The 19,621-nt window shown below is 36.5% G+C and carries 18 protein-coding genes and 6 pseudogenes; 13 read left to right on the forward strand and 11 right to left on the reverse strand.

Going from position 1 to position 19,621, the window contains the following annotated elements:
* The first annotated feature begins 40 nt into the window (after positions 1-40).
* The 3 genes from ACZZ95_RS18055 (at position 41) to ACZZ95_RS18065 (ending at position 3,553) form a co-directional block, all read left to right on the forward strand.
* Positions 41-913, forward strand: a complete 873-nt coding sequence (locus tag ACZZ95_RS18055) for a glycerophosphodiester phosphodiesterase family protein (RefSeq protein WP_463470096.1) — start codon at positions 41-43, stop codon at positions 911-913.
* A gap of 41 nt (positions 914-954) precedes the next feature.
* On the forward strand, positions 955-1,248 hold the full coding sequence (locus ACZZ95_RS18060; RefSeq protein WP_463470097.1) for a hypothetical protein: 294 nt from the start codon (positions 955-957) through the stop codon (positions 1,246-1,248).
* A gap of 1,312 nt (positions 1,249-2,560) precedes the next feature.
* Complete coding sequence (locus ACZZ95_RS18065) at positions 2,561-3,553, forward strand: WG repeat-containing protein (protein WP_463470098.1); 993 nt, start codon at positions 2,561-2,563, stop codon at positions 3,551-3,553.
* Between the two features lie 667 nt (positions 3,554-4,220).
* Here ACZZ95_RS18065 and ACZZ95_RS18070 read toward each other — a convergent pair.
* The gene (locus ACZZ95_RS18070) at positions 4,221-4,880 is read right to left on the reverse strand and encodes an SDR family oxidoreductase (RefSeq protein ID WP_463470099.1); all 660 of its coding nucleotides are present in this window, start codon (positions 4,878-4,880) and stop codon (positions 4,221-4,223) included.
* A gap of 308 nt (positions 4,881-5,188) precedes the next feature.
* Here ACZZ95_RS18070 and ACZZ95_RS18075 point away from each other — a divergent pair, with 308 nt between their 5' ends.
* From ACZZ95_RS18075 to ACZZ95_RS18085, 3 genes and pseudogenes are all read left to right on the forward strand, one after another.
* Positions 5,189-5,944 (forward strand): helix-turn-helix domain-containing protein, encoded by a 756-nt coding sequence (locus ACZZ95_RS18075; protein WP_463470100.1) that lies wholly within the window; start codon positions 5,189-5,191, stop codon positions 5,942-5,944.
* The gene (locus tag ACZZ95_RS18080) at positions 5,913-6,056 is read left to right on the forward strand and encodes a helix-turn-helix domain-containing protein (RefSeq protein ID WP_463470101.1); all 144 of its coding nucleotides are present in this window, start codon (positions 5,913-5,915) and stop codon (positions 6,054-6,056) included. Before ACZZ95_RS18075 ends, ACZZ95_RS18080 begins: the two co-directional genes overlap by 32 nt.
* 346 nt (positions 6,057-6,402) lie before the next feature.
* Positions 6,403-6,888: pseudogene (locus ACZZ95_RS18085) on the forward strand (aldo/keto reductase); the annotation flags it as partial.
* 122 nt (positions 6,889-7,010) lie between these two features.
* Here ACZZ95_RS18085 and ACZZ95_RS18090 read toward each other — a convergent pair.
* Positions 7,011-7,550: pseudogene (locus ACZZ95_RS18090) on the reverse strand (YceI family protein); the annotation flags it as partial.
* Between the two features lie 560 nt (positions 7,551-8,110).
* Between ACZZ95_RS18090 and ACZZ95_RS18095 the strand changes: the two are divergent.
* The 3 genes from ACZZ95_RS18095 to ACZZ95_RS18105 all read left to right on the forward strand — a co-directional run bounded on the left by ACZZ95_RS18095 (position 8,111) and on the right by ACZZ95_RS18105 (position 9,758).
* Positions 8,111-9,223 (forward strand): NAD(P)-dependent alcohol dehydrogenase, encoded by a 1,113-nt coding sequence (locus ACZZ95_RS18095; RefSeq protein ID WP_463470102.1) that lies wholly within the window; start codon positions 8,111-8,113, stop codon positions 9,221-9,223.
* Positions 9,224-9,331: 108 nt separating this feature from the next.
* Positions 9,332-9,544 carry an NADPH-dependent FMN reductase gene (locus ACZZ95_RS18100; RefSeq protein ID WP_463470103.1) on the forward strand — a complete coding sequence of 71 codons (213 nt, stop codon included), beginning with the start codon at positions 9,332-9,334 and terminating at the stop codon, positions 9,542-9,544.
* Between the two features lie 13 nt (positions 9,545-9,557).
* Positions 9,558-9,758, forward strand: a complete 201-nt coding sequence (locus ACZZ95_RS18105; protein WP_463471712.1) for an NADPH-dependent FMN reductase — start codon at positions 9,558-9,560, stop codon at positions 9,756-9,758.
* A 211-nt stretch (positions 9,759-9,969) separates the two neighbouring features.
* Here ACZZ95_RS18105 and ACZZ95_RS18110 read toward each other — a convergent pair whose 3' ends face one another.
* Positions 9,970-10,584 carry a helix-turn-helix domain-containing protein gene (locus ACZZ95_RS18110; RefSeq protein ID WP_463470104.1) on the reverse strand — a complete coding sequence of 205 codons (615 nt, stop codon included), beginning with the start codon at positions 10,582-10,584 and terminating at the stop codon, positions 9,970-9,972.
* 615 nt (positions 10,585-11,199) lie between these two features.
* Here ACZZ95_RS18110 and panB point away from each other — a divergent pair.
* Positions 11,200-12,022: pseudogene (gene panB / locus ACZZ95_RS18115) on the forward strand (3-methyl-2-oxobutanoate hydroxymethyltransferase).
* Between the two features lie 212 nt (positions 12,023-12,234).
* Entirely contained in the window at positions 12,235-12,678 is a 444-nt protein-coding gene (locus tag ACZZ95_RS18120) for a Crp/Fnr family transcriptional regulator (protein WP_463470105.1), read from the forward strand.
* A 129-nt stretch (positions 12,679-12,807) separates the two neighbouring features.
* Here ACZZ95_RS18120 and ACZZ95_RS18125 read toward each other — a convergent pair whose 3' ends face one another.
* The 5 genes from ACZZ95_RS18125 to ACZZ95_RS18145 all read right to left on the reverse strand — a co-directional run bounded on the left by ACZZ95_RS18125 (position 12,808) and on the right by ACZZ95_RS18145 (position 15,724).
* Entirely contained in the window at positions 12,808-13,386 is a 579-nt protein-coding gene (locus tag ACZZ95_RS18125) for a hypothetical protein (protein WP_463470106.1), read from the reverse strand.
* Positions 13,387-13,396: 10 nt separating this feature from the next.
* Positions 13,397-13,690: an alpha/beta fold hydrolase gene (locus ACZZ95_RS18130; RefSeq protein ID WP_463470107.1), complete on the reverse strand. Its 294-nt coding sequence runs from the start codon at positions 13,688-13,690 to the stop codon at positions 13,397-13,399.
* Positions 13,677-14,153 carry an alpha/beta fold hydrolase gene (locus tag ACZZ95_RS18135; protein ID WP_463470108.1) on the reverse strand — a complete coding sequence of 159 codons (477 nt, stop codon included), beginning with the start codon at positions 14,151-14,153 and terminating at the stop codon, positions 13,677-13,679. Before ACZZ95_RS18135 ends, ACZZ95_RS18130 begins: the two co-directional genes overlap by 14 nt.
* A gap of 291 nt (positions 14,154-14,444) precedes the next feature.
* Positions 14,445-14,663: a hypothetical protein gene (locus ACZZ95_RS18140; RefSeq protein WP_463470109.1), complete on the reverse strand. Its 219-nt coding sequence runs from the start codon at positions 14,661-14,663 to the stop codon at positions 14,445-14,447.
* A complete protein-coding gene (locus ACZZ95_RS18145; RefSeq protein ID WP_463470110.1) occupies positions 14,654-15,724 on the reverse strand; it encodes an NAD(P)/FAD-dependent oxidoreductase in 1,071 nt (356 codons plus the stop codon). The genes ACZZ95_RS18140 and ACZZ95_RS18145 overlap by 10 nt, the downstream gene beginning before the upstream one ends.
* Positions 15,725-15,971: 247 nt before the next feature.
* Between ACZZ95_RS18145 and ACZZ95_RS18150 the strand changes: the two genes are divergently transcribed.
* Both ACZZ95_RS18150 and ACZZ95_RS18155 read left to right on the forward strand, forming a co-directional pair.
* Positions 15,972-16,094 carry a TetR family transcriptional regulator gene (locus tag ACZZ95_RS18150; RefSeq protein WP_463470111.1) on the forward strand — a complete coding sequence of 41 codons (123 nt, stop codon included), beginning with the start codon at positions 15,972-15,974 and terminating at the stop codon, positions 16,092-16,094.
* Positions 16,095-16,223: 129 nt separating this feature from the next.
* Positions 16,224-16,583: pseudogene (locus ACZZ95_RS18155) on the forward strand (hypothetical protein); the annotation flags it as partial.
* 7 nt (positions 16,584-16,590) lie between these two features.
* On the opposite strand, the pseudogene zwf reads toward ACZZ95_RS18155, so the two are convergent.
* The 3 genes and pseudogenes from zwf to ACZZ95_RS18170 all read right to left on the reverse strand — a co-directional run bounded on the left by zwf (position 16,591) and on the right by ACZZ95_RS18170 (position 19,577).
* A pseudogene (gene zwf, locus ACZZ95_RS18160) lies at positions 16,591-18,147 on the reverse strand (glucose-6-phosphate dehydrogenase).
* A gap of 17 nt (positions 18,148-18,164) precedes the next feature.
* Positions 18,165-19,082 (reverse strand): annotated as a pseudogene (locus ACZZ95_RS18165) (NADP(+)-dependent, decarboxylating phosphogluconate dehydrogenase).
* A 9-nt stretch (positions 19,083-19,091) separates the two neighbouring features.
* Complete coding sequence (locus ACZZ95_RS18170) at positions 19,092-19,577, reverse strand: NAD(P)-binding domain-containing protein (RefSeq protein WP_463470112.1); 486 nt, start codon at positions 19,575-19,577, stop codon at positions 19,092-19,094.
* Positions 19,578-19,621 lie beyond the last annotated feature (44 nt).

The following is a 19,621-nucleotide window of genomic DNA, read 5'->3' on the forward strand; positions in this document are numbered from 1 at the left end:
TAAGATGCTGAAATTCAAAAAGATAATCTGCGTTTTAACAGTGGTATCAGCCATATATCCCTGCGGCGACCAAAAGGCAATAACATCAAAAAGAATTATCGAAGTGCAGGGACATAGAGGCGATCGCGGCAATTTTCCTGAGAATTCCATTCCAGCATTTATAAGCGCTGTAAAAAAAGGAGTCGCCGTGGTAGAATTGGATGTTGTGATTTCCAAAGACCAGAAAGTAGTTGTTTCTCATGAACCTTTTATGTCTTCGCAATATATGCTCGATACAGAAGGAAAGCCAATTACAAAGGACAAAGAAAAGAGCTATAATCTTTATGAAATGACTTATGACAGTATCCGAAAGTTTGATGGCGGTTCAAAAGGAAATACAGCTTTCCCGATGCAGCAGAAACAAAAAACATATAAACCCCTGCTTTCAGAAATGATTGACAGTGTGGAGCAGTATATTGCCAAAAACAATTTAAAACCCGTTCGCTACAATATCGAAATCAAATCTGAAAAATCGGATTATGGTAAAAGACAGCCAGAACCGGAAGTTTTTGCTGATTTGGTGATGAAAATTATTAAAGAAAAAGGTATTGAAAAAAAGATCAATATTCAGTCTTTTGACCCGACAGTTTTAAATGTTATGCATAAAAGATATTCAAAAACAAAAATTGCATATTTGGTTGGAGAAGGTGGCATAGCCAAAAATCTCTCTTTACTTAATTTTAAACCAGAAATTTACAGTCCGCATTATAAATTATTAAACAAAACAGAAGTGGATTCACTTCGATTAATGAAGATTAAAATTATACCGTGGACTGTTAATGAGGATCAAGCAATTGATAATATGATCCAGCTTGAGGTAGACGGCATTATTGCAGACTATCCTGAAAAAGTACTGCAAAAATTAGCTTTATAAAAAACGTTTTTTGATAATTAATTTAATAAGAAGATTTAATAATGAATGGAATAAATTCCAGAGAGCACCGGATTATTGCTTCGGCCTTTGATAAATTTGAAGCGATGTCTTCGGTATTTTCTTATGTATTAGAGGAATCGCAAGATACTGCTATTCGGGAAGGCATGGAATCACTTGAAAAGCTGTACGAGAAATACAACAGGCTGTACGGCGAACTCGAAAAATGTATTAAAGAATATGAAGGAAAGAAAATAAGAGTGCGGACAGCTGTAAACAAAGGAAACCGGAAACTGCTTTCTGAACTTCAAAAAAAACCACCTTTATTAAATTTTTAACCTGATTAATTAAATAAATTAAAATCATGAAACCTTCAAGTGTTTAAGCTTGGAGGTTTTTGTATGAGTTAACGGATCTGCAGTTACTTCAGTTGGCTAGTTAGAGAATGTTTTCCAAACGACTAAAAAGGGCAGTCAAGATAGCGCCATTGCGTCTGCTTGCGTGCGCATAACGGACTTCATTTCCTTTGTCCGCCCTTCGGGATTTATAGCACTGCGCATCGCTCTGACACTTGTTCTGTGCTTTCTTTTTTTTCGTTTTTTCTGGATGGGAGAAGTTTTGTTAATTTAAGAGGTAGGATTATTTAATCGTCATTTGGTTTTCTAATGGAATTGAGGAGTTGTACAATGCAGGTTAGAGTCATCACTCAAATTAAAAGACATTTTGAAAATTTGCAGTGAAAAAAAAGATATATTTGAAAATAAATAATGTGTGAAATTTATCACACATAGGCGCTCAAATTTGGACGGCTTTGTGTGGTTTTGTAACACATATCAATAGGTTACCAGCAATGAGCCAAAAAAAACTCAAAAAAAATGAACTGTTTTAGATAGTCGAATGGAAAAAATTAAGAGCATTGAGCAAGGCGATTTATTAGCTTTTAAAAATGTTGATGGAAATTATAAAGTCATAATTTGTACAGAAACTAATAAAAAAGTCCTCGAAATTTTACGTTTATAGCTTTAACTTATGATGATTCAAAATGCCCAAATGAAACGGAGATAAGAAAAGAATCTTTTTGGGGTTGTGGAACTTCAAAAGCTGATTATTTTAATTATTCATTAGAAGAGCAAGAAAAAATGTGGGCTTTCCATCCTGAAATAAAACCTTTTTTTAATCGGTAGTTATAATCTTATTATTTGGAGAAAAGACTTTTTGAAATTTCGTGACAATGTCTTAAAAATCGGAAATTTAAACATTGTGAATAATATTGATAAAAATGGAAATTATGGGATAAATGTTAGTAGCTGGCAATCCTTAAATAATTTCTTCACTGTTCAAATAGAAACAATTTTTAATAATATTGGACAAAAGACTTTAAGATAGAATCAATTATTAAAAACTAAAAAAGAACACTGCTGGTGACAGATGAATTTGGGCAATTGGCTTAATTGAAAGTTGTTTATGTCTTTGGGATGATTTGCTTCGCTTGTTGGCTCCCGCTCGGGTAGTAAATCCGAAGATGGTTTTTAATTTAACCCCAAACCCGCTGTAGTACCAGAACGTTGCAGGTTATATAAGAGTAGCTGTAGACCTCTTGAAAAAAATACATGAAAAATTAATTTTATAAGAAACACCTTTATATTTACTATGAAAAATTTAATACTAACTTTAACAATAATTGTAACTATGCTTAGTCGCAAAGAAAGCACGGCACAGAACAAAAAAGTCTTCAATGAACTTTATCCGATTACTGTTAATGATATATTCGGTTACATTGACAAAAAAGGAAAAATTGTAATAAAGCCCCAATTTTATGTAGCCACCTATTTTAACGAAGAATTTGCAGTGATTAAAAGTACTAACGGTAAATTTGGTTATATAGATCTTTCAGGCAAAACAGCCATTATACCTCAATTTGATTATGCAGATAGGTTTAGCGAAGGACTTGGATTAATAAGTATCAAAGAAAAATTTGGCTTCGTTAACAAAGCAGGAAAAATAGTCATCACACCACAATTTAGCTGGGCTAATGATTTTCAGGAAGGACTTGCATGTATTAAATATGACGACAAATATGGCTATGTCGATAAAACAGGACAAATAGTGATCAAAGCTCAATTTGATTATGCAGATAAGTTTAGTGACGGAATGGCCCTGGTGATCCTTAACGGTAAATCTGGTTATATCAATAAAACGGGAGAAGTAGTAATCAGCCCCCAGTTTGGGATAGCACATGAATTTAAAGAAGGAATAGCTCCTGTTAGTATTAATGGTAAATATGGTTACATTAACAAGACCGGGGAAATAGTTATTAACCCCTCATTTGATTTTGCTTATTCATTCAATGATGGAATGGCTAGAATTATAATGAATAATAAACACGGCTACATTGATAAGACAGGAAAAATAATTGTCGATCCTCAATATGAAAATGCGCGCGATTTTTGTGCCGGTTTTGCACGTATTAAGTATGGTGATAAATACGGTTATATTGATAAAACAGGCCAAATAGTGATCAAGGCTCATTTTGATTATGCAGATGATTTCAGGGACGGAATAGCAAACGTCAAATATGATGGCAAATATTGCTACATTGATCAAACAGGGAATTTTATTTATACTCCAAAAATTATAAAATAAAAATTAAAAATACTGCCTGCAGCGACCACTTCTTTGGATTTGGGCAATTGGTGTAATGGAAAAATGGTTTTGCATTTAGATTCTCTGCTTCCCCTGTTCGCCATTACTCGGGCGGCAAATCCGAAGAATGGCTTCATCTAGCACCAAACCCACTAAAGGTAGTCCCAAAACGTTGGTGAGAAGTTTCGCAGAAATTACGCAGTAAGAAATCTAACAAAAATGCAGAAAGGTTATAAGATTAGTTTTGTAATATACAGCGGAATAGTGCTATTCTCTATCTTTTTTATGTATATCCTTAGTAAAGCAAGTGATGGACATAAAGCGGCTTTTAAATACTACCATTATTTAATAGTTCTATCTGCTGTAATTAGTATTGTTCTATTAGTACTATTTCCTCGAATTTCTGTCCAAAAGTATAAGCTGAAATTTACCACTGGACTTTTTACAGCGAGCATTTTTAACAGCTGGTTTATATTACTCCTTAAAAAACCTCTTTTTATTTTTAAGTGAAAGTACATTTAGTGGGTCTAGTACCGCGACAGTATTATTTATTGGAATTTTTACAGCGACGATTATTTATCTAATAAAACAAATAGTATTAGAATTAAGAGCCTGTAAAAAGAATTGAAAAATATCAGCCAATAATTCGAAATAAAAAAAACAGTCGCTAACTGCTGCAACGAATTTGGGCAATAGATAAGATCGTCTCGGCAGTCATCATCCTTTTTTCATTGGGTTGTTTTACCCATTCATTTTGTAAATTGGTTTTCACTCCCGGGGGTATCATTTCAAATATTTTTATATTAGTATTTTCTAATTGCAAACGCAATGCCTGTGTATAGGCTCTAACGCCAGCTTTTGCAAAGCACTGTAAATGGGCGCAACAGAGTAACACATAAATGCAATACCAGATGAAACATTTACAATCGCGACCGATTTTTTTAGTTGCCAAATGTGGTAAAAATTGATGCACCATTTGAATAGTTCCTGAAAGATTGGTGGCAATTTCACGGTTGATATTTTCTAAATCCAAAGAAGTGTCCTGCAAATCAATCAGTCGCATCAATCCTGCATTGTTTATGATGATATTCAAGTCTGGAAACTTTTGTGTTACCTCTTTGAATAACATTTCAATGTCTTTTGGATTGCTCACATCACTTTGAAAAGTGTGTACGTTTGCAAACGCATTTTTTGTTTTGTTCAATGAGTAAAGCTTTCGTCCTGTAACGATAATATTTGCTCCTAGTTCGGTCAGTTGTTTTACGAAATCTAAACCAATTCCGCTTGTTCCTCCTGTAATGAGGATTGTGCTATCTTTTAAATTCATTTTTCTGATAATTAAATATCAATTAATACTGCAAAGGTCAGCGGTAATCAGAAATTGAATGTAGTCAAAAGTCGTAACCTTGTAGTCAAAAGTAGGTTTCTTTGGGAATAAGAGTTTCGGTAGCCTTGCATACTTTCAGTTTATTATATCATTTTAATTACTAAAAATATATTTATACATAAATAATCAATTTTAAAAATTATAAATTTGTCTTTCAAGATTATTCAAAAAAATTAAGACTTAGAATAAAAATGTTTTTATTTTATAATTTTCAATTTCTTGTTGTCTAAATTTTCAATTTTACCTATATGAAAACATTCACGGATTTTAAATCATATAATCAGTTTATGGGTATGGAAATACCTCTGGATAACGATATTGACGTAGGTTATTATGATCCTTTAAAAATAATTCTGAATTCTGAGCCTGTTGTTGTAGATTTTTATAGAATTTCAATCAAAATAAAATATAAAAGAAAATCTACTCCGGATGTTGCGCCTGTTTCTGCGGTGTTTTTTAATACACCAGATTTAATTATTGAGCCAGGCTGGGATGCCGAACCTACTTATACCGGAATGTATCTCCAGCTTTCAAAAAAAATCATCGAAGAAAACAGGTTTTTATTCAAAACTTACTTAGATTACGGACAGCACGAAGCCTTATATTTAACCGATGATGAGGTTGAAGAAGTGTCAGCAGTCTTTAAATTAATGATTAAATACTATGAAAGTGAAATAAAACATTTTGGAGTTTTACTTTCTTATGTAAATGTACTTGTATCTTTGGTAGAAGCATTTTACAAAAGGCAATTTTCTACTGACCCTAAACAGTACAACCGTGTTGTAACAGATTTTCAACAAAGTTTGATCGACTATTATAACGAGCCTGTAAAGCGACTTCCAAACGTCCAGTATTTTGCAGATCAATTAGGATTGACAGCGAATTACCTGGGCGATATCATTAAACACTTTACCCAAAAATCGGCTTTGGAGAATATCCACGATTTTATTATTAAAAGAGCAAAAAGAATTGTTGGTTCAAAATCAAAAATTAAATACGGCTGAAGTTGCCTACGAACTAGGTTTTGAATATCCCAATTACTTTTCAAAATTCTTCAAAAAGCAGGTTCATCTCACTCCAAAAGAATACCGGTCGCAAGCCATCAGTAGAAATTAAAAAAATCAAAACGCCTCCCAAGAGGCGTTTTTTTCATTTTCAGTAATTTGTATCTTTTTTATAGGTAATCTGTTTCTGTCGATTGTTTTTTTCAATGGTAAATTTGCTAAGCAATTTAAAATATCTTAAAATGAAACACGATAATACCAGTAACAAGGACGAAAATTCGAGACGAAAATTCTTTCAGCAAACAGCAATAGCCGGAGCAGGCTTAATGCTTACACCAAGCTTGATCACAGCTTCATCCAGCAATATTGAAATTAATGAACAAAGCAAGGATAAAGAAAATAAAATGACTACAAGAAATCTTGGAAAGTTAAAAGTTTCTGCTTTGGGAGCAGGCTGTATGAGCATTAGTGCCAATTATGGTGCGCCTGCAAAGATTGAAGAGGGCATTAAAACCATCCGCAAAGCGTATGAAAGCGGCGTTACCTTTTTTGATACTGCTGAAGTTTACGGCCCTTATACAAACGAGAAATTAGTGGGAGAAGCATTAGCTCCATTTAGAAATAAAGTGGCTATTGCTACTAAATTTGGTTTTGAAATCGGTGCGCCAAATATCACTTTAAACAGCAGACCGGAACATATTAAGAAAGTGGTTGAAGAATCATTAACTAGACTCAAAACAGATAGAATCGACCTTTTATATCAACACCGTGTTGATCCTAATGTACCAATTGAAGATGTTGCAGGCGCGGTAAAAGACTTGATTGCGGCAGGTAAAGTATTGCATTTTGGTTTATCGGAAGCTAATACTGCAACTATTCGCAAAGCACATTCTGTACAGCCTGTTTCTGCTATCCAGACAGAATATTCATTTATGGAACGAAGCGTAGAGAAAAATGGCGTTTTAGATTTACGTGAAGAATTGGGAATAGGTTTTGTGCCCTCAGAAGACCCAAATTTGATATCCCAGTCTGTACGGTTAACAGTGAACTTAGCTTCTATAGATGCAGTTCCTTCTGCTACTGTAACTTTTGCCGGGAAAGTAACATTCAAAGCTTTTCCCTTAAGGGTTAAATTACCGCTTACTGTTTTATTAGCGCCTTCAACAGCATCTTTTGCAGGAGCAGGTAAGTCAGTCACACTTGTAATTTTAAAGCCAGCCGTTGGATTTTTTTCAACATCAAAAAAGTCAGCACTTTTTAGGTGGCCTTCTAATTCTGAATATTTTTTGTCTTTTTCAGTTACGGAAGCTGGATCTACTTTAAGAGACTGCATGTCAATTACGAAATCACCTGCAGTTAATTCATCAGCTTCAACTGAAACCTCACCTGACTTAATAGCAAGAGTTCCCCAGCGTGGTGCAAAACCTCCTTTATGAAAAGCTTTCCAGTCTACTTTAGAGATATCAAGGTTTACCGCTAATACTTCTCCCTTTTTTTCGGCGACCTGCTTTTCTTCGCTTGTTGTTGTTTCACTTGATGCTTTTTTACCACATGCTGTTAAGAATAATGTAACAGCGGCTAATGTTAATACACTAATTTTTTTCATTTGTTTACGTTTAAAAAGATTTTTAATTACTATGTCTTATGTAATGCAAAGTTCATTTAATAAAAAAAGACAGAGTTATACTAATCGGAAATTGAGTTACATTTTAAGGAAGAAATAAAAAAACGTATCTAAAATTCGGGAAGATAATACTATAATCATTTAGTATTAACCTTAAAACCCTACGAATGAATGCCTGTATCAAACAGTATGAACAAATTACTTTTAAGGAGATACTTTTTCTTTTTTTTTCTTTTTTTTTGATTTGATAATCAATTCATTGTGTTCTGTTTGTTTTAATTTTGTAGGTGTTTTGCTTAAACTACTTTAAGAGTATTTCTTAAAATAGTTTAAGGGTATAGGTTATTATTTATTCTGAAATTTGATAGAAGGGTTACAGATGTATTTATCATCTATATCTTTTAATCTAATTATAGTCGCACTGTTATTATAAATAATAATTCGGATCTTCTTTTATTATCAAGCGACGCTCTACCTAATTAATTACAATTTACTGGTATCAAATAAAAGTACCAGATTTAAGAACTTTAAAATTTAAATTTATGGAAATTACAGCGACAGTCGTTGGTGCAAAAGGCAGTGATTTTGAGCTTAGCAAAGTTCTTCTTGATGAGCCTGGCTCTGAAGAAGTTTTAGTGAAAATAGTGGCAACCGGCATCTGTCATACAGATATGGTAGCACGTGATTTTATTATGGGGTCTCCAAATTTTCCGGTTATACTGGGACATGAAGGTGCAGGAATTATAGAAAAGATTGGCCACGATGTACATCACCTAAAAGTAGGGGATCATGTTGTACTTACGTATGGCTATTGCGGAGAATGCGAGATCTGCCGAAGCGGGACACCGGCCTATTGTTATGAATTTTTTCAAAGGAATTTTTCAGGTGCGCGAGTTGACGGCACACACAGCCATCACGACCATAACCATAAGCCAATTAATGATAATTTCTTTTCGCAGTCGTCTTTTGCCACTTATTCTATTGCTCATAAAAATAATGTAATTGCAGTACCCAAAGATGCACCTTTAGAAATTTTAGGACCATTGGGATGCGGGATACAAACAGGTTCAGGAGCAATAATCAATACCCTTAAAGTTAAGGTAGGAAGTTCAGTTGTTATTTCCGGTACAGGTGCAGTGGGGCTTTCTGCGGTTATGGTCGCAAAAGCTTCTTCTGCAACAACTATTATTGCTGTGGATATTAATGATGAGAGACTAGAATTCTCTAAAGAACTTGGTGCTACCCATACCATAAACAGCCTTAACGAAAATGTTCAGGAACGTATTAAGGAAATACTGCCTAATGGCGTGCAGTATGCAGTAGATACTACTGGACGAAATGAAGTTATTAATAATTCTCTGGCTGTATTAGCTCCTGTGGGCGAAATTGCTGTAATTGGTGTAGCTACAAAACCACTACAGCTTGAAACCAATATATTTTTAACAAAAGGTTACAAAATTAAATTTGTAAATCAGGGTGACAGTGTACCTCAGGAATTTATTCCCAAACTGATAAAAATGTATCAGCACGGCCAGTTTCCTTTTGATAAGCTTATTAAAACATATGCGTTTGAAGATATCAACCAGGCGGTTGAAGATTCAGAAAAAGGAAAAACTATTAAATCGGTTCTTTTAATAGGGGATTATAAAGGTTAATAAGCGAAAAAAGCCGCCGGGTGACCGGCATTTTTTTTGTAAATTAGATAGTAAATCAGTCTGCTGTAGAGCAGAGTTACTACAAAATAATAATAAAAATATAAAATCATGAGTAAAGTAATTGGTATAATCGCAGGAAGTCTGCGTAAAGAATCGTTTTCAAAAAAAACAGCAAAAGCGGTGCAAGCTATGGCACCTGCAGGTTTTGATTTTAAAATAATCAGACTGGATGATCTGCCCGTATATAATCAGGATTTTGACGATGACAATGAAGTGCCGCCAGCTTATACAGCTTTTAGAGATGAAGTAAAGCAGACTTGACGGTTTTATTTTTATTACACCAGAATACAACAGATCCGTACCGGCTGTACTTAAAAATGCGCTTGATGTAGGCTCACGTCCTTATGGTAAAAGTGTTTGGGATGGAAAGCCGGGTGCCGTTTTTAGTAATTCTCCTGGAGCTGTAGGAGGTTTTGGTGCGAACCATCACTTAAGACAAAGTCTTGTATTTTTGAATATTCCCGTAATGCACTGACCAGAAGTCTATCTTGCTAAAATAAATGAGGCTTTTGATGAAAGCGGTGTCATTAAAGCAGGTTCAGCTAAAGACTTTATTCAAAAAGCTGTTGACTCCTTTATAGTTTGGTTTGAACAAAATAAGAAATAGTATTTATACTTAGAGCCTGCCGCTATCAGTAAGTAATGCGGGACATTTACTGTTTTGACAGAAAATGTCCCGCTTATTTTTAACTTTTTCTGTAGTTAGTAGGCGTTATTCCAGCATATTGTTTAAAGAAACGGCTGAAATGAAATTGATTCTCAAAATGAAGTTTTCCGGCAATCTCTTTTACGGAGAGTAAATTCTCACTAAGCAGTACTTTTGCCTCCAGGATTACAATTTCAGTAATAAACTGCCTGGCTGTTTTACCAGATTTGCGTTTTAGCATCTGGGTTAAATATTTTTCATTCACATGCAGTTTTTCAGCATAAAAACCTACTTCACGCTGTGAGAGGTAATGTTGGGAAAGCAATTTTATAAATCTATAGATGAGATCCGATGACAACTGGTTTTCCGCTGGAATTTCATCATAATATTGATTAATTTTTAAAAGTACTGCCCTGAAAAGATTTCGTATTACTTCATCATCTTTACCAGTGTACAAGTCATTGTTTAAAAGAGCGGCTATTATTCTTGTCAGTTCTGTCAGCACCACGTAATCAGTTTGGCTTACTTTATTTAATGAAGCCTGACCTTCTTTGAGGAAGCCCGCTACATTAAAATATTTCCCCAATATTCTTGATTGTTCCAGAAATTCTGTTGTGAAGAGAAGCGAAATGAAATGTACACCTTGATCTTCCATTATCATTTCACGAATTGCATAGGGGGAATAATTAATACTTCTTTAGCTGACATCTCATATTCAAATAAATTTACTTTTATTTTCATACTGCCTTTAACAATAAGTATTATGGAGAAATGGCCTGACCGAAATGGTTTTTCCTGTATGAAATCATTACGATGATGTTTTGAGTCATAAATCAAGAAATCAGGTCACGAGTTATCCAAACCAATATCTTGTCTGATAGAGGAAATATCTCTATTTATGTATGCTTTTTTTGTATTCTGGTCCATAAATTAGGTATGGCTGTTTGTTGTAAAACCTTTACGTACTATTTTTATAATTTTTTTAGGGTTTCTAATTAATAGTTTAATCTCAGATTCCCAAGGTAGAAAAGCAAAGTTAATTATATTTAGCGAAATTACTTTTAGATATATTTGGTTCTTCTGTAATAATTTTTTAAAGCATAGCGGGGTAAAATTGATTCGTATATTGTAATAAATGTATATGTGGCAGAAAAATATCTTGCCAGACGTTTTTTTATGGACAGCACTTTTAGATATGTTATTGCTTCTTTTAGATATTGCGAGCAACCAATCCAATGAACCAAATTTGTATTTTTAAATTTAAAAATACATGTCAGTAACCACAGAATATAAAAGTAAAAAGGTTACCGTTGAGGTAATACGAAAAATGAAGGCGGCAGGAGAGAAAATCAGTATGCTGACTGCTTATGATTTTACTATGGCGGCCCTTTTAGATAAGGGAGGTGTAGATGCTGTTCTGGTTGGGGATTCTGCGGGCAATGTTATGGCTGGTTACAATACAACACTGCCCGTTACAATGGAACAGATTATTTATCACGCGACAAGTGTGCGACGTGGAGTAAAACGTGCGCTTCTTGTAGTTGATATGCCTTTTGGAAGCCAGCGCGGTAATCCTATGGACTCCCTGAAAAATGCAGTTTCGATAATGAAAGCTACAGGAGCAGAAGCACTAAAAATAGAAGGCGGTGAAGAGTTACTGCCTGATATAAAAAAGATCATAGATGCTGGAATTCCAGTGATGGGGCATTTGGGGCTCATGCCGCAGTCGGTACACCAGTATGGCGGTTTTGGATTGCGCGCCCAGTCAGAAACCGAGGCAGAAAAGATTAAGCGTGATGCTTTACTGCCGCAAAGACGCAGGGTGTTTTGCCATAACTTTGGAGAAATTACCAGCGACCCTTGCGCGAGAGATAGCATTGTCACTTTCTATACCAATTATTGGTATTGGAGCGGGCGACGGCGTGGATGGCCAGGTTCTGGTTGTTCATGATATGCTGGGGATGAATCAGGATTTTTGTCCGAAATTTGTACGGAAATATGCAGATTTGCATACTATTATAACAGAGGCAGTTGCAGGATATGTTACCGATGTGAAGAGTATAGAATTTCCGTCAGCGACCGAATCCTATTAACCTTTTTAATACGGATGACATTTCTTATATTTACTTCTTAATTGATACCATGGATACCAGTACAGCATTATCGGAAAAAGAAACTCCCGTTGAGCAGTTAATTCGTTTTTTTAATGGGTACTTCGCCCTTGATCAAAAGGAATGTGACGAAATAGTTAGATTATTTTCTCAGAGAAATATCAGGAGAAAGGGATACCTTCTGCAGGAAGGCGATGTGTGCCGTCATTATTTTTTTATCATTTCCGGCTGTTTTAAAATGTTTGCAAGCAGACCCATCTGGTAAAGAGCATAATATTCAGTTTGCGACTGAAAATGAATGGATAAGTGACCTGCACAGCTTTTATTCCCAAGAGCCAAGCCGTATGTACATAGAGGCATTGGAGCCTTCTGTAGTCTCGCATATTGACCATGATGACCTCTTGTACTTATTTATAAATTATCACAAATTTGACCGTAACTTCAGGATTATTACAGAACGTAAGTATATTAATTTTCAAAACCGGATCCTGCAGAATATCAGTTCTACGGCAGAAGAGCGTTATCGCAGTTTCACACAGCAGTACCCGGCACTGCTCAACAGGATACCCAATACGCAGATAGCATCTTATTTAGGGATAACGCCTGAGTTTCTTAGTAAAATCAGAAAAAAAATGTGACGCAGACATTATTTTTTTCTGATTGACCCGCATTACTCTTTTCGAATAATAAGATCTTTAAAGAAACCCTCGGTTCCGATATCTACAAAGAGGCCGAGTGCACCATTGGCGACTTTACCCAGTTTAAGATCATTTACAATCAAAGAAGGCGCTCTGCGTCCATCCAAATATAGTTTTGCCTGCTCGCTCTTTTATCACAATTTTAACGGATATCCATTTGTTAAGTTCCATATCCTCATATGATTCATAAACTCCCGGGGCAGTTTTTCTGCTTTCATTAAATTTAAAATCAGGATAAGCAAAATATTGTGTTGATCTGTTTCTTCGGAGCTGATCATCTGCCATGGCATTTGCAGGTCTTATGTATATTGCTTCAAATCTAGAATTATCATCGTTGATGTGAAAAGCTAAACCAATGAAGTCGCGTGCATGTGAAGGCGCATTTTTCAGAATTTTGCTCAAGACCTTAACTTCAATAACTCCCTGCGAAAAATTCACATTGTTAATTCTGGCATACGTAGCTTCATCATCTAAAATTATAGTGGAATCTTTAACGACCCTTAGGGCTTTACTGCCCATTGCCTTACTCTGGGAAACGTAACTTCCCACTGCCGTGAGATTATCTTGGGTAAGATTGATCTTCTGCCCAAAAATAATGCAGGGGGTGAATAGCAACAGAAGAATGATAAATTGAGAAAAATGTTTCATCTTGATCATGTTAGAGTATTTGATTTAATGTTGTAAAAAATAGTGTACCGCAGGCCATGCAACACTCCATTTTTTCGAGAAAGGCTCCATGACCAGCACCCGGAATAACACTCAGTCGCCCCTTTAGAATAAAATTTGAAGCATGACTGGCATGTTCGACAGAAATAAAATTATCATGATCCCCAACCATCACCAGTACAGGACACTTAATGGTGCTGAATAGTTTTTGATCGGCTGTAAGTTTGGTGTTGAATTCTTCCTGCACACGAGAAAAGAGTTCAGGAAGTCTTTTAGGATCTGGCATTAAGGAAAGCTGCTTGCTCCCAAAACGGCCTATCCAGTTCAAGTGCCTGCTTGACAGTAACAGCATTGGGCTGGTCTCCAGGATGCCTTTCACCAGCTCCAATTACCACTAATTTTTTAACTTTAGCAGGATAAAGGCTCGCAAGCATAAAACCTGTATAGCCTCCATCGCTAAAACCGATAACAGTCGCACTGTCTTTTGTTACTGCATTTAATACAGTGGTCGCATCTTTGGCTTTCAGCTGGTAAGTATGAGGCTGATTTCCGAGTTCTGATTTTCCATGACCTCTTGTAGAGACAGCTATCACCTGATGATTTACCTTTAAGCTGTCAATGAAATGGTACATCTCAAAAGTAGAACCGAAGATACCTCCATGCAGTACCAAAACCGGGGCTCCCTTACCATATACTTCATAATAAATCTTTGCATCGTCCGATGTTACGTAATGACCAGTCTGCCACATTATTGCCGTATGGAACAGTGCTTTGAGGGGCAGTAATTGACTGAAGCGCATAACGCATTGGTTTTGGTTGCTGGGCGTATAAAGACGCAGAAATAAGTATAACTGCGGATAGGAATAAATTTTTCATAAATTGATTTAATAAATATTATGCAAATTTCGTACTCAAAAGACTATGTGAACAATAACATACTTTAATAAAAAACCTTAAACTAGTTTAAGAGTGTGGAGTGTTCTTTTTTCTTGAGAGATACTGAAAAAAAAACTATAATTCCATAATCTTTCCATACAAGTTTAAGAGTCTTTTTTTTCCGGTTTAATAATCATTCGCAGATATTGATCCTTAGAACTGTATGCAGAAATCCAGCTTAAACAGGTCTTTATTTTATTTTTGAAATGTATCAGGGAAAGCAGGTGAACTAAAAGCCACATCATCCATGCTATAAAGCCGCTGAAATGTAGTTTTGGTCTGGCGAGTTCTGCTACCGCCTTATTACGGCCTATTATAGCCATAGAGCCTTTATCATTGTAAGCAAAGCGTTTCCTTTTTTTCTGAAGTCTTTCGGCCTGTATATTTTCGGCCAGAAGTGTACCCTGCTGAATGGCAACTTGTGCCAAGCTTGCGGGTGTCCTATTGGAAAGGCTTGATCTGCAGTTTGAATACAGGTATCTCCAATGGCATAGATGTTTGTCGTTCCTATAACCTTATTGTAGCCATCTACTATGAGTCTCTTTCCTTTTCCATAATATTCTTGTGGCAATCCATTGAAAATTTGTGCTGTAACGCCAGCTGTCCATAGTAGGTTTTTGGTTTGAATTGTCGTGCCGTCACCAAGTAAAACGGTATCATTGGTAAAATCTTTAACCAGCTGGTTAAGTTTAATTATCACCCCCATCTCCTGCAAAGACTTAAAAGTATAGTCTTGCGAAGCCTTAGACATAGGGGCAAGGAGGGTTGGAAGCCCGTCAAGGACATAAATAGCAAAGGGAAGGTCTTTTAAACTTGGATAATCTTTTGCAATTACATTTTTTCTAAGACCAGCCAGCATTCCTGCGATTTCTACACCTGTAGGGCCTCCGCCGGCAATTACAATTGTAGTTAACTTTTTGATTTCATTATGATCGGTAATTCTTGAAGCGATCTCGAAACGTTCCAGCAGTGTGTTTTTCAGAAGGAGTGCGTCAGCTATTGTTTTCATAGGAAGAGCATTGCGACGTATATTCTCATTTCCAAAAAAGTTACTCGTAGTACCAGTGGCGATAATCAAACGGTCGTACTGCGACTGACCCGTTGAAAGTAACACCGTATTATCCTGGGGTTGAATCTCCAGAAGTTCTCCCATGAAAAACCTAAAATTTGGATATCCTCTAAAATATTTTCGATAAGGATAACTGATGTTAGAAACATCCAAAAAGCCTGTTGCCACTTGATAAAGAAGAGGTGGAAAAAAGTTATAATTGTTCCTGTCTACTAAAGTGACAGTGCTGTTTGTATTGATCTGAAGTAATTTTTTAGCCGCATTTACACCCGCAAAACCTCCTCCAATAATCACAATATTTTCTTTAGGGTTCATTTTAATTTACTTATAAGGTTTATTATAGTCTAAATATGCTTTTTAGATCTTGATGTTAAGTAAGGCGGATTTTATCCTTCTGTCACAAATTTAAAAGGCAAAATTAGATATTACTTTTTTAATGCTTCAAAAGTAAGCAATGGAAAATAATTGGGACTTAAACTATTTTAAGATTATGACTTAAACTAGGTTAAGCTGATCTGTTTGTAAAAAAAGATAAATTTGCAGTAGCACGAATAATCATCATATGGAAATACACAAAATTACTGGTATAAAAAAAACACTGCTCAAAACTGCAGAGTCTTTGTTTTCAGCTCGGGGATATAGTGATACATCTATGAGGCATATTGCAACAGCAAGAAGCAGTTAATCTCGCCCTTATAAATTACCATTTTGGCTCGAAGGAAAATTTATATCTTACCATTTTTAAAAGAAGGTTTTCAGCCTACCAGTTAGCGCTCTCTAAAATGGACAGTAAACAGGGGCGGCTAAAAAGTTAGATTCCTTTCTTATGATTTACGGTGATTTTATTGACAGCCACCGTGATTTTCACCGCTTACTGAGTAGGGAAATAACACTTTTACATCACGCTGTAATTAAGGAAGTAATCACAGATGCAACCCGTAAGAATTATGAACTGATCAAAAACATTATTCTTGAAGGTATTGCAGAGGGTACGTTTAAAAACGTAAATGTAGATCTTGTTACACTCAATATTATTGCCTTTGTACCCCGCATTTTTTCAGGTAGTCCTTTTATTACCGATCTTCTTGATTGGCGACAGTCAGGACTCAGGGATAAAGAAGTAGTATATACAGAGTTGAAACAATATTTTCACAATATACTGGGTAACTTTTAATTTTGGATTAATTCGTAATGATCTCTTTTTTGTTTGAAATACTTTTTGCTATTTCTTTTACTTTGTTATAGGTGTTTGATATCCATTGATGGCCCTGACGGGCAAGTAAGGCATCTGCTTGCCTCAGGTCCCCAGGTTCCGGCCTGATATTTATGCAGGTTTAAAAATTTATCATTTTCCCAGGCTTCCTGAATGGTGGTTACAACATCCCATGCTTCTTCAACCTGATCCGAACGCATAAATAGTGTAGGATCTCCAAGCAGGGCATCCAGTATGAGCGTTTCGTAGGCTTCAGGTGATTTGGTAGAGCATGAGAAATAATCGAAAACCATTTCAGCTGGTTTCAGCGATAAGGAAAGTCCGGGTTTTTTGGTCATAAACTGCAGTCTTATATCCATCGCAGGCTGAATGTTTATAATTAAGCGGTTGGGCATCATTCCTTCCTTTCCAAAAGAAAATGTAGAATGCGGGACCGGCCTGAACTGGATTACTATAGAGGATTGCTTTTCCTGCATTCTTTTGCCGGTTCGGACATAGAACGGCACGCCCTGCCATCTCCAGTTATCCAGATAAAATTTCATGGCAACAAATGTTTCAGTAGTAGAATTACTAGCGACTCCATTCTCACCAAGGTATCCCTTTACGTTTTTTCCTTTTAGGGAACCTTTATCATACTGGCCTCTTACGGTGTAATGTTCTACTTCCTGAGGAGTTATACGGCGTATGGATTTTAAAACATCTGCCTTGCGGTTTCTTATTTCATCTGCCTGCAGTGATGTAGGGGCTTCCATGGCCACCATGGTCAAAATCTGCATCAGGTGGTTTTGTATCATATCTTTTAATGCACCGGCATCCTCGTAAAATCCAGCCGCGATCTTCAACCCCAACTTCTTCTGCAACGGTAATTTGTACCGAATCAATAAAGTTACGGTTCCAAAGCGGTTCAAACATTGAATTTCCGAAGCGGAAGGCTAGGATATTCTGTACCGTTTCCTTACCCAGATAGTGGTCAATACGGTATATCTGTTCTTCCTTGAAGGTCTGTGATAGTAGTTTGTTCAGCGTTACAGCTGAACTTTTATTGTAACCGAATGGTTTTTCAATAATAATCCGGTCCTGATCGGGATTTGCTCGCAAGGTCTAACCTGTTGATATTGCCAGAGATTGTAGCAATGAAAGATGGTGCAATGGAGAGGTAAAAAAGTCTGTTGGCACGTTCTCCAAAAGAGAGATCGGCGGCATCTAAATCACGTTTCAACGCATCATAGGATTCTTCCTGGTCGATATCATTCTGCAGATAACTAATATGCGAAGCAAACTGGTGGTAGGTTTCTGCAGAATCTATTTTATTTCTGGAAAAGGAGCTAAGGTTTTCACTCACATAGGTGCGAAATTGCTCGTTGTCGCTTTTGGCCCTGCCCAATGCCATGATCTGAAACTTTTCAGGCATACGGCCATCAAGGTAAAGATTGTAAAAGGCCGGGAATAGCTTTCTTTTTGCCAGATCACCCGTCGCCCCAAAAACAATAATAATTGCTGGCTTTACAGTATTGACGTTATTCATTTTGTTCCATTTAAATTTTAGTCATTCCACTCTGTGTGGAATAAGCCCTGAGCATCAGTACGTTCGTAAGTATGTGCCCCAAAGTAATCACGCTGTGCCTGTATGAGGCTGGTAGGCAGATGTTCAGATCTGTATGAGTCAAAATAAGCCAGGGAGTTCATAAGTCCGGCCACAGGAATACCTTGTTGAACCGCGACCTGTATGGTGTTTCGTATATTCTTTTGATTATCATTTAGCGCTTTTGCAATCCTGTCATCAAGGAGAATATTTTGCAGGTTCGGGTTTCCTGAATATGCGATCCTGAAGTCTTCCAATACTGCGGCACGAATTATACAGCCTCCACGCCAGATTTTTGTCACTGTTTCAAGGTTTAGCCCGTAATTGTACTCTTCCGAAGCCTTGGTTAGCAAGGCCAGTCCTTGTGCATAGGTAACTAATATGGAAAACTGTAAAGCTCCCTTAAGTTCCTCAATCGCCAAAGGCGACTCACTACTGCTTTGGGATGTATTCCAAACCAATTTTTTGGAAGCGGTAATTCTTTCAGGTTTGTTTTTGGACATATCACGCATAGCAACTGCAAGCATCTATGGTTGGCGGCGGTACCTGTAAATCCATGGCATTCTGTGAGGTCCATTTTCCGGTTCCTTTCGATTTTGCCCAGTCGGATATAACATTGATAAGCTTCTTTCCGTCAGTATCTTTTTTTTAAGAATTTGCCCTGTTATCTCAATAAGATAGGATTGAAGTTCTGTTTCATTCCAGTTTTCAAATGTTCTTTGTATGGTGTCATCGTCCATGTTGTAGGCACGTTTCATCAGATTATAAACCTCTGAGATAAGTCGCATAATTCCGTATTCTATGCCGTTGTGGGCCATTTTTACGTAGTTTCCTGCCGATCCATTGCCTAGATAAGCAACACAAGGCTCTTCGTCCACTTTTGCTCGCTATGGCTTCAAATATCGGACGAAGCCTTTCATAAGCCTGTTTGTCATGCCGCCTGGCATAAGGCTAGGAGCAAATCGTGCTCCTTTTTCGCCTCCGGAAATACCCATCCCAAAAAAATGAATGCCTTTGGCTGATAATTCGGCGAATCTGCGATCGGTATCGGTGAAGTAGGTATTTCCGCCGTCGATCAGAATATCGCCTTTATCCAGAAAAGGTAACAGGTTTTTGATTGCGTTATCCACTGGTTTTCCTGCCGGTACCAGCATCATGATCGCCCTTGGTCGCTTGATAAGTGCTACAAATTCCTTTACTTCTTTTGTTGCCTTAATGATTTGCTGTTCAGTAGCCTGGTCGATAAGTGACGAAACTTTTTGCTCCTCTAAGTCAAGGCCTGCGACAGCAAATTTTTGATCGGCCATATTTAATAGCAGGTTACGTCCCATTACCCCAAGGCCAACAATACCAAAATCGAATGTATTTTTCATAATGGTGATAGTTTCTAAATTTATTATTGCAAAAAAAAAATCAA

The sequence above is a fragment of the Flavobacterium sp. AC267 genome, assembly GCF_979258715.1.

Coding starts and splice junctions, on each gene's coding strand:
- ACZZ95_RS18070 (WP_463470099.1), bottom strand. CDS start 4,880: ATGAATTTAAAAGATAGCACAATCCTCATTACAGGAGGAACAAGCGGA.
- ACZZ95_RS18125 (WP_463470106.1), bottom strand. CDS start 13,386: ATGAAACATTTTTCTCAATTTATCATTCTTCTGTTGCTATTCACCCCC.
- ACZZ95_RS18110 (WP_463470104.1), bottom strand. CDS start 10,584: ATGGAAGATCAAGGTGTACATTTCATTTCGCTTCTCTTCACAACAGAA.
- ACZZ95_RS18060 (WP_463470097.1), top strand. CDS start 955: ATGAATGGAATAAATTCCAGAGAGCACCGGATTATTGCTTCGGCCTTT.
- ACZZ95_RS18145 (WP_463470110.1), bottom strand. CDS start 15,724: ATGAACCCTAAAGAAAATATTGTGATTATTGGAGGAGGTTTTGCGGGT.
- ACZZ95_RS18065 (WP_463470098.1), top strand. CDS start 2,561: ATGAAAAATTTAATACTAACTTTAACAATAATTGTAACTATGCTTAGT.
- ACZZ95_RS18130 (WP_463470107.1), bottom strand. CDS start 13,690: ATGCCAGATCCTAAAAGACTTCCTGAACTCTTTTCTCGTGTGCAGGAA.
- ACZZ95_RS18150 (WP_463470111.1), top strand. CDS start 15,972: ATGGAAATACACAAAATTACTGGTATAAAAAAAACACTGCTCAAAACT.
- ACZZ95_RS18140 (WP_463470109.1), bottom strand. CDS start 14,663: ATGGCTATAATAGGCCGTAATAAGGCGGTAGCAGAACTCGCCAGACCA.
- ACZZ95_RS18135 (WP_463470108.1), bottom strand. CDS start 14,153: ATGTGGCAGACTGGTCATTACGTAACATCGGACGATGCAAAGATTTAT.
- ACZZ95_RS18075 (WP_463470100.1), top strand. CDS start 5,189: ATGAAAACATTCACGGATTTTAAATCATATAATCAGTTTATGGGTATG.
- ACZZ95_RS18095 (WP_463470102.1), top strand. CDS start 8,111: ATGGAAATTACAGCGACAGTCGTTGGTGCAAAAGGCAGTGATTTTGAG.
- ACZZ95_RS18120 (WP_463470105.1), top strand. CDS start 12,235: ATGTGTGCCGTCATTATTTTTTTATCATTTCCGGCTGTTTTAAAATGT.
- ACZZ95_RS18100 (WP_463470103.1), top strand. CDS start 9,332: ATGAGTAAAGTAATTGGTATAATCGCAGGAAGTCTGCGTAAAGAATCG.
- ACZZ95_RS18170 (WP_463470112.1), bottom strand. CDS start 19,577: ATGAAAAATACATTCGATTTTGGTATTGTTGGCCTTGGGGTAATGGGA.